The following is a 13,797-nucleotide window of genomic DNA, read 5'->3' on the forward strand; positions in this document are numbered from 1 at the left end:
CTTAGTCTTACTCGAACCTTATATTCGTATCACTTTAACTGAATAATTACAACTTAGGGCTATCCCTCCACTCCTTATTATCAGAGTTTCACAGGTACTATGCCCCTACTCTCACTGTCATTTAAGATTGGTTTCTTCGTTTCACGCTTCCCCCAGTCACGATAACATCTAGGCTACTAAGCTTGTAACCTATTAACATTTATCTTAGACAGCTTTCCACGTTCCGCAATTCTTAGCTTTACATATGAACTTAGGTCGTTGCTCTGCGCCTATTACCTTCCCTTCTGTTACAACACTGTTGGCTGTTGTAGGATTTTCATCGGCGGTCCCTTACTTATCCTTAGGTAATCATATCTTCCGATACCTTCATGCTCTCGCATGGTCATGTTAAAGACGCTTTCATTCACAACTTCGTCAGAGCCTTTTCACTCATTCTAACCATATTCACTTTATAGCCATCCGGCATATCAGCTAACTTCTATTTCTAGCTCTTAACCTTCTGCCGACTTCAACGGGCTTATAACATTACTACTTCTGTAATGCTACCTCGTAGGTTTAACGTAAGAGTTTCAGGAAACCATGATTCCTTCATTCCTCTTATCAGAATTGCAGTTCTTACACCTAATAGCTTTGTACAATACACAGTAATTTATCAATTATAAATTTCCCATATAAGCCATCGGTATAAGGCTTAGCTTTTTGACTAAGCAACGTGTCGCACCCCCCCAAACATGTCATTTTGTGTTGATTGTAATAAAATACAAGAAAGTTCTGCTGCTGATTCTATTCTTCTAGGCTTATTTATAGTTCCATAGCCAGTATTGAATCCTCTCTCTAAGATTTCTTTTGTAGGTATGTGAAGACAGTTTACTGTAAGATTATAACTATCTAAATCATGATAATATAAGTCACCATTTTCATGTAATTTAGCTAAGTTTTTAGGCATTATGGAAAGGTTGTGCCATTTATTAGACTCACTAGCTATTCTTAATAATTTAGAACTGAAATTATTTCCTACATTGGCGTTATCTCTATCAGTTTCTACACCTATCCTATCTATAGCTCTCATTAAATCTGACTTTATCTCTCTTATTCTTGTTCTTTCTCTTCGATAGTTAGAGTATGCTATCCCTATTTCTTTATGTCCATTACTTAAAAGCATCTTTTCAACTTCATTTTGTATTTCTTCTACCTTTAATTTTTCTTTTCCTAACACTTCAATTTTACTTAAAGCCTCATTTTTTAAATTCTCAATTTCATCTTCCCTAATTATATAACCAATTTCATCTGCAGCTCCTTTAATAGCCTTAGATATCTTGGAGGAATCAAAAATAACTTCTCTACCGTCACGCTTAACAACATATAGCATATGTTCGGTGCCCCCTTGCACAATATATTGAATTATTCATACTTTGCTTATTATACTCTTTAAATTTATTGTTATCAATTTTTATTTTAACTTATAAACCGAAATACTATTAATCTCTATTTATTATCTTTGGTTCTATTTATTTTTTACACTTATTCCTTTGTTGACATACTATAATAGTTCACATACCAAATTATTCCTAAGTGTGTAAAATTTTTTATAGAAAATCATTTTCTATATTGATTATACAAGATTTAAATGTTATTATATTTATAGAAAACATATGAACACTTGCTCATATGTTTATACGAAAAGATAATGGAGATGATATTGTTGTCAAAAAACATTGAGAATAAAAATAATGTAGAAATATGTAAATGTAATGTGGTGCACGAAGAGATAATAAAAAAAGTTAAAGATGAGATGATAGCTGAAGAAACTCTCCAAGATATTTCAGATCTTTTTAAAGTATTCTCAGACTCTACAAGAATAAAAATAATTTTTGCACTATTTAAGTCTGAAATGTGTGTATGTGATATAGCAACTCTTCTTCAAATGAATCAATCAGCTATATCACATCAGTTAAGAGTTTTAAAACAAGCAAGACTTGTAAAATACCGAAAAGAAGGTAAATCAGTTTACTATTCTCTTGACGACAACCATATAGAAGAAATCTTCCATATGGCTTTAGAGCATATAAATGAAAATTAAATTTTAACTTAAGGGGTGAATATAATGAGGGAAAAAAGAGAACTTAAACTACTGTTAAAAGGCTTAGACTGTGCTAATTGTGCTAATAAAATCGAAGAAAAAACAAAAAACTTAGATATAGTAAATAATGCTGTATTAAATTTCTCCACTTCTCTTCTAGTATCAGAGCTTAAAGATGGTGTAAAAGAAGAAGAAGCTAAATCACAAATAGAATCTATAGTAAAGAAACTAGAACCCGATGTAGAAGTTATTGAGATTATTAAAGAAGATGTATCTACATCTAAAATGACTCTTATTTTAGATGGATTACATTGTGCCAACTGTGCAGCTAAAATAGAAAGTAAGGTACAAGCTTTAGAAGAAGTTAAAGAAGCTAATTTTAACTTTTCAAATGCTAATTTAAACCTAGAATTCTATAAAAATATTTCTAGAGATGACTTGTTTAAAAAGATTAAGTATATTGTAGATACTACTGAGCCAGGGGTTATAGTAAAATACAAAAATAATTCTCCTAAAGACTCTCAAGATAAAAAAGAAAGTAATAATTTTGCCATAGATAAAAAAGATATTATAAGATTATCCATAGGAACTATGTTATTCATAATAGCCTTAGTAATGAAGTTTGACTTTTACACAGAACTTACTCTATTCCTTGTAAGTTATCTTTTAATAGGTAAAAATGTCTTATTACAAGCATTATCTAATTTTAGAAAAGGTGAAGTGTTTGATGAAAATTTCTTAATGACCTTAGCCACTGTAGGAGCTTTTTCCATAAAAGAATTCCCAGAAGCTGTTGCTGTTATGTTATTTTATGAAATTGGGGAAACATTCCAAGATATAGCTGTTAACCGTTCAAGAAAGTCCATTGCAGATTTAATGGACATAAGACCAGATAAGGCTAACTTAAAGATTGGTGACAATATAGAAGTTGTCTCCCCTAATGATGTTTCTATTGGTGATTTAATTTTAATAAAACCTTATGAAAAAGTTCCTCTAGATGGAATTATAGTAGAGGGAGAATCCTCTGTAGATACTTCTGCACTTACTGGTGAATCACTTCCAAGAGATGTAAAAACCGGTGATGAAATTTTAAGTGGGTTTATAAATAAAAATGGAATTATTACTTTAAAAGTAACAAAAGATTTTTCAGAATCTACTGTATCTAAAATTTTAGATCTAGTAGAAAATGCTGGTTCTAAGAAGGCAGAAACAGAAAAATTTATAACAAAGTTTGCAAAGGTATATACTCCAATTGTTGTAATGGCTGCTCTTGCCCTTGCGTTTATACCGCCGATGATTATAAAAGATTCAAATCTTTTAGACTGGGTTAGAAGGTCACTTATTTTTCTAGTTGTTTCCTGCCCTTGTGCTCTTGTTATCTCTATCCCTCTAGGTTTCTTTGGAGGAATTGGAGCAGCATCAAAATCTGGTATACTAATTAAGGGAAGTAACTATTTAGAAGCTTTAAATGACTTAGAAACTGTTGTATTTGATAAGACAGGCACCCTAACTAAGGGGGTATTTGAAGTTAACTCATTAAATCCAGAAAAAGATATTAAAGAAGATGAACTTTTAGAATATGCAGCACTATGTGAAGCTTATTCCTCACATCCTATAGGAACTTCTATTCTAAAAGCTTATGGAAAAGAAGTTGACAAAGAAAATCTTAAAGACTATGAAGAAATTCCTGGACATGGTATTAAAACAAATTACAAAGGAAAAACTCTTCTAGCTGGTAATAGTAAGCTTATGGATAAATTTAAAATAGACTATTCAAAACCAGCTGAGGTTGGAACTATAGTTTATGTTGCTGTAGATAATAAGTTTTATGGAAGTATAACAATATCAGACAAGATAAAAGAAGATGCTAAAGAAGCTATGTCTCTCTTAAAATCCTTTGGTGTAAAAAATCTTGTTATGTTAACTGGTGATAACAGGAGCACTGCTGAAAATGTAGCAAAATCTTTAGGTATAACTGAAGTTCATTCAGAATTGCTACCTGCAGATAAGGTTACTATATTTGAAGATATACTATCCAAAAAATCTGCAAAATCAAAGGTTGCTTTTGTTGGTGATGGAATCAATGATGCTCCAGTCCTTGCAAGAGCAGATATAGGGTTTGCCATGGGTGGACTTGGCTCTGATGCTGCTATAGAAGCCGCTGACGTTGTAATTATGACTGATGAACCTTCTAGAATATCAAATTCTATTAAAATAGCAAAGTTCACAAGAAAAATAGTAACAGAAAATATTTATTTTGCACTTGGAGTAAAATTAATAGTAATGCTCTTAGGTGCCTTAGGCATGGCAACTATGTGGGCAGCAGTTTTTGCTGATGTAGGTGTTGCCTTACTTGCTGTAATGAATTCCATGAGAGTATTAAAAATAAAATAATAATTCATAGGGGAGATTCACAAATAGTCTCCCCTTATTAATTTAAGTATTATGTATGTATACTTGTAAAATCACAAGTTTAATACTATAATGGATTTGGAATTAATATTATAATCTTGTGCTAGGGGTGCTTTATAAGGCTGAGAAATACCCTTTTAACCTGAACTGGATAATACCAGCGTAGGAAAGCATATATGTATATAATTTTTATACCTATAATACTCCTTGCACAAATAATATGGGGGGTTTTTTTTATGTTACCAAAAGGATTAGTTACTTTTCCAAACATAGTATCCATTTTAGTTGCACTAGCATTACTTATAATTTTCATGTCTGTAAAGAAAATAAAATTTACTACGGACATAATTGTGAAAATAGGTATAGCTGTGGCTTTATCTGCTGTTCTAAATCAAATAACTCTATATAAAATGCCTCAAGGAGGAAGTATTACTCCTGGAAGCATGGTTCCAATAGTTATTATTTCAATAATCTATGGGCCACAAGTAGGAATGCTTACAGGTTTCTTAATGGGTGTTATAGATCTTCTCTTAGGTGGTTATGTAGTCCATCCTGCTCAAATATTATTAGACTATCCACTTGCATATATGTGTATAGGATTAAGTGGGTATATAAGACCTAACTTAGGGAAAGATGCTCCATCTGTTATAAAGATAAAATTAATATCAGGAATTTTAATAGGATTTTTAGCAAGACTTTCATGCCATGTAACTACTGGTGTAATCTTTTTTGAAGAGTATGCTAAGGGAAAAAATCCTTTTATATATTCCTTAGGTTATAACTTTTCATTTTTATCCATAGAATTTCTTATAACAGCCTTTATACTAAGTGGTTTTCCATTAAAACAAATTTTGGGTAAAAATAATACTAAAAATGCATTAGATAATGTAAAATAGAATTAAATAAAACTTATTTAAAGTAACAGAGCACTAAAATTATTAATTTAAGTAAATTTCTTAAACTAATAATTTTTAGTGCTCTAATTTATAACTAATTTTAAACTATTTCTAAGTAGTTTAAAGCTATTTTTAAGTAATTTAAAATTAATAGATATTGTGAAAATCAGTATTATACTTAAAATTTATTTTTAGTTTATAATATAACTCTATTTTTATTATATTGAACTTTAAAGTTTTCTAGGAGCTCATTGTACTCTTTTTCATTCCCTACAAAACTTTCTATGTCATTCTGCTCCATATGTTCTATTAGGTCTTTATTTATTGGCATCTCAGCTAATAGCGGAAGCCCTAATTCCTTAGCCCCTTCTTCTGCAGATCTATTAGAAAACACCTTTATTTTTTCTCCACAATTACATTTTACATAACTCATATTTTCAACAACACCTAAAGTTTTAATCTTAAGCTTCTCAGCCATTATAACCACTTTCTTAACAATCATAGAAACCATATCCTGAGGAGTTGACACAATAACCACTCCATTAATAGGTAAACTTTGCATTACAGTTAAAGCTATATCTCCTGTTCCTGGTGGCATATCTATTAAAAGATAATCTAATTCCCCCCACTCAGTATCTCCATACATTTGATTTAAAACTCCATTTATAACAGGGCCCCTCCATATAACAGGCTCTTCTTCTTTTTCTGTTAATAAGTTTAAGGAAATAACCTTTATCCCGCCCTTTGTTTCTACTGGAGAAAATTTAAATTGATTTGGAGTTTCTGTAGGATTAATCGTAGCTCTTTTTTCATTAATCCCAAAAAATCTTGGCATTGATGGTCCTGTTATATCAGCATCTAAAACTCCTACCTTATACCCCTCTTTTCGAAGTTTTATGGCTAAAATCCCTGTTACTGTTGACTTACCAACGCCACCTTTTCCACTCATAACTCCTATTATATTTTTAACATTACCAAACTTAGGCAATATTACACTGCACCCCTTATTTTCTGAAGCGCTTGAACAACTTGATTTACTTGGACATCCTTCACAACTACTCATTTTAATTCCTCCTTAGAAGTTAAAATTAAAAGTTTTTTGGCTTTTTATCTTCATGTATTTTAATATCCCAATTTCTACTACTTCCATATGAACCTATTACATAATATATTTTAGGTTTTTCTTTACCTTTACTATCACTAAAAGTAATTATTGATTTATATACAGTGGACTTATATCCTTCTGTATCTATATTCAAAACTATATCACTATTATTAGTTTTTTCTGTGATAGAAATATTAGGATACTTTGATTTTAAAGTATTTTTAAATTCCTCTAAATCTGAAGATAAGATAAACTTTTGAATATCTATATCATCCTTTAAGTTAAGTGCAATAGTTTTAGAACTAGCTTCCTTGTTATTTTCTAAATACTTATCTATAGTATTTAGAATAGATTCATAATAAATCTTTTTAAAATTCCTTGGTTTTCTTATATTTTCAAAGTTATTTAGAATATCGTTATCTATTCTTGAGGAAATTATATAAATTTTTTCATCATTATATAGATTCCCTCCCTCTTTTTTATCTAGTCCAGCTACATAGTTAAAATGATGAACTCTATCCCCAACTTCATGTACTTCAAAAATATAATCTGGTTCTAAAGAAGATTTTGAGTTTACCTTCTTACCTGAGGATAAAATATCATAAGTTTCTTTTATAACATCTTTATTAGTTACCACAAACCTAAACCCTTTATCCCTAGTACTTTGAATTACTATTTGCTTTACTTTTTCAGATTTCATATATTCAAAATCATTATTTTTCAATCCTGATTTAATTTTTATACTATCAATTTTACTACAACCTATAAAGCTAAGACTCATGAATAAAACTGTAATTGATACTAATATCTTTTTATAGAATTTCAACTTTAAAAACCCCTCTAAGCTTTTTTACTTTTTTCAAACTTATGTTTAAAGAATATAGCTATACCAAAAATCAAAGTAAATATAGCAATAAACTGTGATGTAGAGAATATTCCTACATTTCCCCTTGGATCATCCCTTAAAAATTCAACTAAAAACCTACCTATACTATAAATTATAATATATAAACCAAATACTTGACCATCTTTGTGTTCTCTCTTAAAATACCATAATAAGAACATAGCTAGTAAAAAGTCAAAAATAGATGAATATATCTGAGTAGGATAAAGTTTTACTCCTGATGGAGCAAATAATGAATTAGGAAATTCTATTCCAAAAGGTGAATCTGTATGAGCCCCATAGCAACACCCTGCAAGAAAACATCCTATCCTACCAAAACCTTGAGCTAGTGCAACACCAGGTACTGCCATATCAAAAAACTCCAGTGTATTCCAGTTAAATTTTCTACAGTATATATATATTCCTATAGCACCACCTATTATAGCACCATAAATTACAAAGCCATATCCAATGTTTTTTAATATACTAGGGTCATCCATTATAAGTTTAAAATCAGTTATAATCCAAAGAAGTTTTCCTCCTAGTATTCCCCCTATTATAGCCGCAAAAAACACACTCCATACTTTATCTTCATTATAGCCTTTTTTATTTGATATATATAGTAAAAGTAGCAGAGCTGATGCAATTCCAATAGATATCATAAGCCCATATCCCTTTACCTCTAATCCAAAAATACTAAATAGAATCGGTCTCATAAGTTACCTCCATAAATAAATAAGAGAAGCTTAATTAAGCTTCTCTTGTACTTTACATTTAATTATATTACTTATAAAGAATTAAATCAATTTAATTCACACTTTATTAAAACAAATCTTTTATAGAACTAGCTATAGCGTCAACCATTTGATTTTGAATCGTAGGGTTAGTACACTTTCCCATATCCTTCGAACTAGTAATAAATCCACACTCTACAAGAACTGAAGGCATAGTGGTCATTCTTGTAACATATAAATTATGATCACTGTCACCTCTATTTGTGAAACCTACTTGTCCAAGTCTATTAGCTATCATCTTAGATAACTCTCTACTTTTAATTGCAGCATCACAAGGTGTTCTATCATAAATAATATCTCCAATTGTTTCAAGTCCACTATTATCCACCCTCGGTCTATATGTACTATAGTGTGTGCTAGTTCCGTTAGCACCTGAAGGGCCTGAGTCATGGTGTATACTAATAAATAAATCTGCATTTCTAGTATTAGCAACATGTGCTCTTGCCTCTAAGTCTTCTCCAACAGAATTATAATTTCCTGGTATGTAATCTCTTGTATAGACTACATCGTATCCCATAGCCTTTAATTTGTTTCCTAATTTTAAAGTTAAATTTTGATTTAAATCAGCTTCTCTTAAACCATTACCAACTGCACCTGAATCTTTTCCTCCATGTCCAGCATCAAGAACTATAAGCTTACGTGCTGGTTTAATTGGAGCTGATAAATAAACAGATATATTGTCATATCTAAAATCGTCTAATCTTTCCTTACTGTTCTTATCTTTAACATGTACACCTAGTAAATAGTTTCCTGGTCTACTAGAAACAGTCCAGTTATAAGTGTTATCTTCACTATAATCTCTTAACATAGTCCATATACCAGTACTTTTATCCTTTAACCAAAATTGATATAATGGTTTTGTAGTTGCACTTGCAAAACCTCTCACTGTATAGTTCTTTCCTGTACCAAAAGTTTTCTCTTTAACAGGATTACCACCTACATACATTATCATATCATCTAATTTGGCCTTACCCTCAACTGGTACCTCTTTAAATACAGTTATATTATCATATCTAAAGTTGTCTAATCTTTTGAGACTATATTTATCCTTAACATGCACACCTATTAAATAGTTTCCAGCACCAACAGAAGCTCTCCAATTATAGCTATTATTTTCACTATAATCTCTTAACATTGTCCATTTTCCAGATTTAATATCTTTTAACCAAAATTGATATAATGGTTTTGAGTCAGCGCTTGCAAAGGCATTTACTGTGTAATTTTTCCCAAACTTAAGCTGACCATCTTTAATCTCATTAGAGCCATCATAAATCTTAATATCTTCTACCTTAGCTGATCCAATTGTAACTTTAATATTATCATATCTAAAGTTATCTAATCTAGCCTTGCTGTATTGGTCTTTAACATGGACTCCTAGTAAATAGTTTTCTGTATCCCCAGGTGCTACAAAATTATAGCTATTATTATCACTATAATCTCTTAACATAGTCCATACTCCTGTACTCTTGTTCTTTAACCAGAATTGATATAATGGCTTTGAATCCGCATTAGCAAAAGCTTTTACTGTATATGCTTTTCCATGCTTTAACTGACCATCTAAAACTTCCTCGGAACCCGTATATAATTTAATATTATCTACCTTAGCACTTCCTTCAGATAGAGTTATATTATTATATATATAATTGTCCAACCTATCTCTGCTATATTGATCTTTAACATGTACTCCTAACAAATAATCTTTTCCATTTGCAGGTGCTGTAAAGCTATAAGTATTCTCTTCACTATAGTCTTTTAGCATAGTCCATTTCCCTGTTTTCTTATCCTTCATCCAAAATTGATATAATGGTTTTGATCCTGAAGTTGCTATAGCATTTAACTTATACGTTTTACCATACTTTAAGTTTCCTGTAGCTAACTTTACATCACCATCATAAACATTGAAAGAACTTACCTTAGCTTTTGAATATGTTAAAGGAGAACTTTCTAAAGTCTTAGCAAGTTGAACCATTTGAACAATCTCAGTTCCATAGTTTGGGTTACCTACTGCCCATTTACCAGCTAATGTTTCAACCCAAGGAGAAGAACCTCTTTTTACATAAGTAAATCTAGGATCAACTACTGGTTTATTTAGTGGTTCTGTGCATGAATAGGCTTTTAAATGCTGTATAACTACTCTTATTCCAGTTTGCATATCTGGAAACTTGTTTCCAGCAGCCCCATTTCCTACTGCTCCTATTCCCCCAAAATTATTTTGATCTGCATTTACATCTCCTCCGAATTTTAGATATCCTGTTTCTTTCATCATTAAGGCAAAAGCTACATCTGGACGAATTCCTTCATCCTTAGCTTCTTGCCATACAGAATCAATAAAGTAAGTGATCTCTTCATCACTTTTATTAGGATTTCCTCTTTTAAAGAATGTAACTGCTTGTCCTTTTGTAATTTCTGCTTCACCCATAATTAGAGTTTCACCTTTTATTATAACCTCTTGTTGAGGTGACAAGTAAGTTTTAGCTAATGATTGTTCACTAGATCTAATAATAGGCGTTTTGGCACTTTTAATTTTAATACTTCTAATTTCTTCACTCTTATTCCCTTTACTGTCTTTTATCAAAACCTTTAGCTTATAATCCCCACTAAAAAATTCTTGTGGATTTAACTTATAGCTAAAATCACCTGTAAATAAATTTCTGTCTTCCTTTTTTGTAGAGTTTACATTAGTTAAAGCTGCTATTCCTAGCTTATCTTCATTTAAATAAACTTCTACACACTCTAATGAATTAAGACTTTCTATAGAGCCTTTAATCTCCATCTCATTTTCTAAAACTTCATTGTTTAAAGGTTTTTCTAAAGACATCTTTATTAAGGACTCTTTGGATATTTCCTCAAGGCCATAAACAACATTAGAGCTAATAAAAATAATACTCATAAAAAGCGCGGTTAATAATACTGTGTTTAACCTCTTTAATCTTTTCATCCTATCCCTCCATATGTTAATAATTAAAACAGATCTTGACTTATTAGCATAAGGGGATATTGTAAGTGAAGGGATTTAAGAAACATAAAATTAAAATTTGCTCTTTTTCTCAAAATAATGTAGGAATTGAAACTTTGAGGTAATACAACATATATATCTTCTACTTTATTATATAGAAAAGCTACTTAAAAAGCAAACCTTCAATTATAAATTAATAATATTTTTAATCTCATTGAACTTACACCTTTAAAACTTCACAGTATCTACTATAGTTTTAAAAATTCTACTCATACTCTCACTATAATTCTTTTTATCCACAAAAAATGAAAGTCTAACAAACTTATTATCTACTGGTATAAAATATTCTTCGGCCATATAAAAAACATTTGGTTCTACTTCTATATAGTATGTAACTAAATATCCTTTCCCTGCATCTGTTTCAATAGGCTTTCTATTATACTGCAAAATTTTATTTTGCTTTTCTGATATGGATTTGCTCTGATTTAAAAACTCCTCTAAATTCTTTTTACTATGCCATACTTGAACATATCCATTTATAAGTGAATCCTGTGATTTAAATTCATTATGATATAATATCTCTCCCCCGGTAAAGCTTCTTCTTTCAGTTATCCAGTTCTTTGGTAGTAAGTACTTTATTCCTGTACTTGTATCACTATATTTTTTTAATTCCTTTATGTTGCTTTGTGTAAAAGTGCTTAATTTAAGTTTATCATGTAGTTTAATTTCGCTAAAAGCCATTACTGCCATTAATAAAAATATAACCACTACTGTAAAAACCTTTTTCCCATGTAAAACCCATAGTTTCATATCTTCCCTCCTATATTACAAATATAGTAAATTATATGAAACTATATTTCCCTTTATTACATTTTTATCTTAAAATAAAAATAGACTTCTCTAGGTAAAACCTTTAAGTTTTACTCTAGGAAGCCTATTTAAATAATTTATATATATTTTTATGATTTCTTTATAGGTATTACTACTGTAGACTTTCTAAAATCATAGAACATAATCCAGTATCCATTATCCTTCTTATCTTTAGAAGGCACCCAAGTTACAAATCCTGTTCTTCCTCTATAAGGTTGACATTCCATATCCTTTTTACCAGGAATAGCATATAGGATGTACATAAGTTTTCCATCTTTATTACATTTATATCCTAAACAAAAATGCTCATGTCTACTGATATATGAATAATAACAAATCATAGGATAATAAATTACAGTATATCTATGATAGTCTGAATTATCATACATATCTTCTAAGCTAGTAACAGGTATCTTATACCATCTACAATGTGGAATCTCATGACACATATCTTTTACTTCCTCAAAACCACAAGCTAAACTTTTAAAATATGAGCCAAGTCTTCCCTTTGGATAATCTTTTAAATAACAAGAACTTTCTTCTTCTTTTTTACAACTTTTCTTTTTACGCATATTCTCTTGTAAGGTACAAAACTCTAAATCTTCCTCACTATTGCAAGGAATGTCACATTCCATGAATTCCCTCAAATAATTTTCTTTCTCTATTTCATTACCTATTATATGTTCTAATTTTTCTTCATTTTTATAACTATCATCTTCTATTTGATCTCTATTTTTCTCTAACACAGTTTCCTTACATTCAGTTTCAACTATGCTTATATCTGTTTCCATTTCGCTATTTTCCACTTCAAATCTATTTTCATCCGTTTCAGTTTTCTTATCTTCTATTTCATCCCTACCCTTATCTGTTTCGGTTTCCTTACCCTCTAGTTCAACCCTACTTTTATCTGTTCCAATTTTATTATCTTCTATTTCATCCCCGCTCTTTTCTGTTTCAGTTCCTTTATCTTCAACTTCAACTCTACTATTTTCTACTTCAGTTTTAGTTTGTTTTTCTTTACAAGCCTCTTCTACATTACTATCTTTACTAGGTTCTTCTTTCCTAGGATTATCTCTTACAGAGCTGTCATCCTTCTCTTCTATTTTAGACTTTATTTTTTCTTCATAATCTACAAATACTTTTTCCTCTATTTCTTCCTTAACTTCTTGTTCTTTTCGTTCTTCTTTTTTATTAGAATCCTTAGGCTTTTTATCCTCTTTATTAGAGGTATTTTCTTCTAATTCCTCTTTTCTTTTAGCTTTTTCTTCATAGACTTTAATAACCTCATACCCTTTCCAATCCTTTGGTACGCTATTATTAGTAAATCCGCTCATTAAAGAAATTATGTTATTGTCTATGACTTTAGCGATACATGCCCCTTTAATATGTGCCATAGATATTTTGGCATTACCTATATTCTCCAAGTCGTATTCATTATTTACATCAATTTTCCCTTGCTCATCTGTAGGTAACTTTCCAATAACCACCAACTTATTTTTGTCTTTTTCACTACAAACTAAAACCATATAGTATGGTTCCATTTTAGGGTTTATATTTTGTGCATAAAAGGATACTTTACACTTATTATTTTTCTTTTCTAGCTTTACATATCCAGAAGAGCTTTTTTCTCTTTCCAAAACGTATCCTTTTTCATCTTCCTGTAATATTATAAAGTATCTTGAATAACTTTTTTTAGAAGCCACTTTAGTCCCTCCATATAACGTACTCTTTATAATATATGAAAGGACTTTCAAAAAGTGAACTTATTTCTTTAATTATTTAATTTATCTTAGATTACCTA

The 13,797-nt window shown here is 30.3% G+C and carries 9 protein-coding genes, 1 pseudogene and 1 riboswitch; of the genes and pseudogenes, 3 read left to right on the forward strand and 7 right to left on the reverse strand.

Annotation, left to right across the window (positions count from 1 at the left end):
- Positions 1 to 709 precede the first annotated feature (709 nt).
- Positions 710 to 1,369: pseudogene (gene nrdD, locus FNZ64_RS02570) on the reverse strand (anaerobic ribonucleoside-triphosphate reductase); the annotation flags it as partial.
- Between the two features lie 345 nt (positions 1,370 to 1,714).
- Here nrdD and FNZ64_RS02575 point away from each other — a divergent pair.
- The 3 genes from FNZ64_RS02575 to thiT all read left to right on the forward strand — a co-directional run bounded on the left by FNZ64_RS02575 (position 1,715) and on the right by thiT (position 5,388).
- Positions 1,715 to 2,080, forward strand: a complete 366-nt coding sequence (locus FNZ64_RS02575; protein ID WP_479723885.1) for an ArsR/SmtB family transcription factor — start codon at positions 1,715 to 1,717, stop codon at positions 2,078 to 2,080.
- A 24-nt stretch (positions 2,081 to 2,104) separates the two neighbouring features.
- Entirely contained in the window at positions 2,105 to 4,474 is a 2,370-nt protein-coding gene (locus tag FNZ64_RS02580) for a heavy metal translocating P-type ATPase (RefSeq protein ID WP_142413307.1), read from the forward strand.
- Between the two features lie 113 nt (positions 4,475 to 4,587).
- Positions 4,588 to 4,678, forward strand: a riboswitch (TPP riboswitch).
- Positions 4,679 to 4,728: 50 nt separating this feature from the next.
- Entirely contained in the window at positions 4,729 to 5,388 is a 660-nt protein-coding gene (gene thiT / locus FNZ64_RS02585) for an energy-coupled thiamine transporter ThiT (RefSeq protein ID WP_185903655.1), read from the forward strand.
- Positions 5,389 to 5,584: 196 nt separating this feature from the next.
- On the opposite strand, the gene FNZ64_RS02590 is transcribed toward thiT, so the two are convergent.
- From FNZ64_RS02590 to FNZ64_RS02615, 6 genes are all read right to left on the reverse strand, one after another.
- Positions 5,585 to 6,451 (reverse strand): Mrp/NBP35 family ATP-binding protein, encoded by an 867-nt coding sequence (locus FNZ64_RS02590; RefSeq protein ID WP_142413309.1) that lies wholly within the window; start codon positions 6,449 to 6,451, stop codon positions 5,585 to 5,587.
- 25 nt (positions 6,452 to 6,476) lie between these two features.
- A complete protein-coding gene (locus FNZ64_RS02595; RefSeq protein WP_142413310.1) occupies positions 6,477 to 7,319 on the reverse strand; it encodes a YhfM domain-containing protein in 843 nt (280 codons plus the stop codon).
- Positions 7,320 to 7,333: 14 nt separating this feature from the next.
- Positions 7,334 to 8,092 (reverse strand): prolipoprotein diacylglyceryl transferase, encoded by a 759-nt coding sequence (locus FNZ64_RS02600; RefSeq protein ID WP_142413311.1) that lies wholly within the window; start codon positions 8,090 to 8,092, stop codon positions 7,334 to 7,336.
- 106 nt (positions 8,093 to 8,198) lie between these two features.
- Positions 8,199 to 11,108 carry an N-acetylmuramoyl-L-alanine amidase gene (locus tag FNZ64_RS02605; protein WP_142413312.1) on the reverse strand — a complete coding sequence of 970 codons (2,910 nt, stop codon included), beginning with the start codon at positions 11,106 to 11,108 and terminating at the stop codon, positions 8,199 to 8,201.
- A 246-nt stretch (positions 11,109 to 11,354) separates the two neighbouring features.
- Complete coding sequence (locus FNZ64_RS02610) at positions 11,355 to 11,936, reverse strand: PsbP-related protein (protein WP_142413313.1); 582 nt, start codon at positions 11,934 to 11,936, stop codon at positions 11,355 to 11,357.
- 149 nt (positions 11,937 to 12,085) lie between these two features.
- Complete coding sequence (locus FNZ64_RS02615; RefSeq protein ID WP_142413314.1) at positions 12,086 to 13,699, reverse strand: hypothetical protein; 1,614 nt, start codon at positions 13,697 to 13,699, stop codon at positions 12,086 to 12,088.
- Positions 13,700 to 13,797 lie beyond the last annotated feature (98 nt).

This window comes from Hathewaya massiliensis, from assembly GCF_902143515.1.
Taxonomy (GTDB): Bacteria; Bacillota; Clostridia; order Clostridiales; family Clostridiaceae; genus Hathewaya; species Hathewaya massiliensis.

Coding starts and splice junctions, on each gene's coding strand:
- FNZ64_RS02580 (WP_142413307.1), top strand. CDS start 2,105: ATGAGGGAAAAAAGAGAACTTAAACTACTGTTAAAAGGCTTAGACTGT.
- thiT (WP_185903655.1), top strand. CDS start 4,729: ATGTTACCAAAAGGATTAGTTACTTTTCCAAACATAGTATCCATTTTA.
- FNZ64_RS02590 (WP_142413309.1), bottom strand. CDS start 6,451: ATGAGTAGTTGTGAAGGATGTCCAAGTAAATCAAGTTGTTCAAGCGCT.
- FNZ64_RS02600 (WP_142413311.1), bottom strand. CDS start 8,092: ATGAGACCGATTCTATTTAGTATTTTTGGATTAGAGGTAAAGGGATAT.
- FNZ64_RS02605 (WP_142413312.1), bottom strand. CDS start 11,108: ATGAAAAGATTAAAGAGGTTAAACACAGTATTATTAACCGCGCTTTTT.
- FNZ64_RS02610 (WP_142413313.1), bottom strand. CDS start 11,936: ATGAAACTATGGGTTTTACATGGGAAAAAGGTTTTTACAGTAGTGGTT.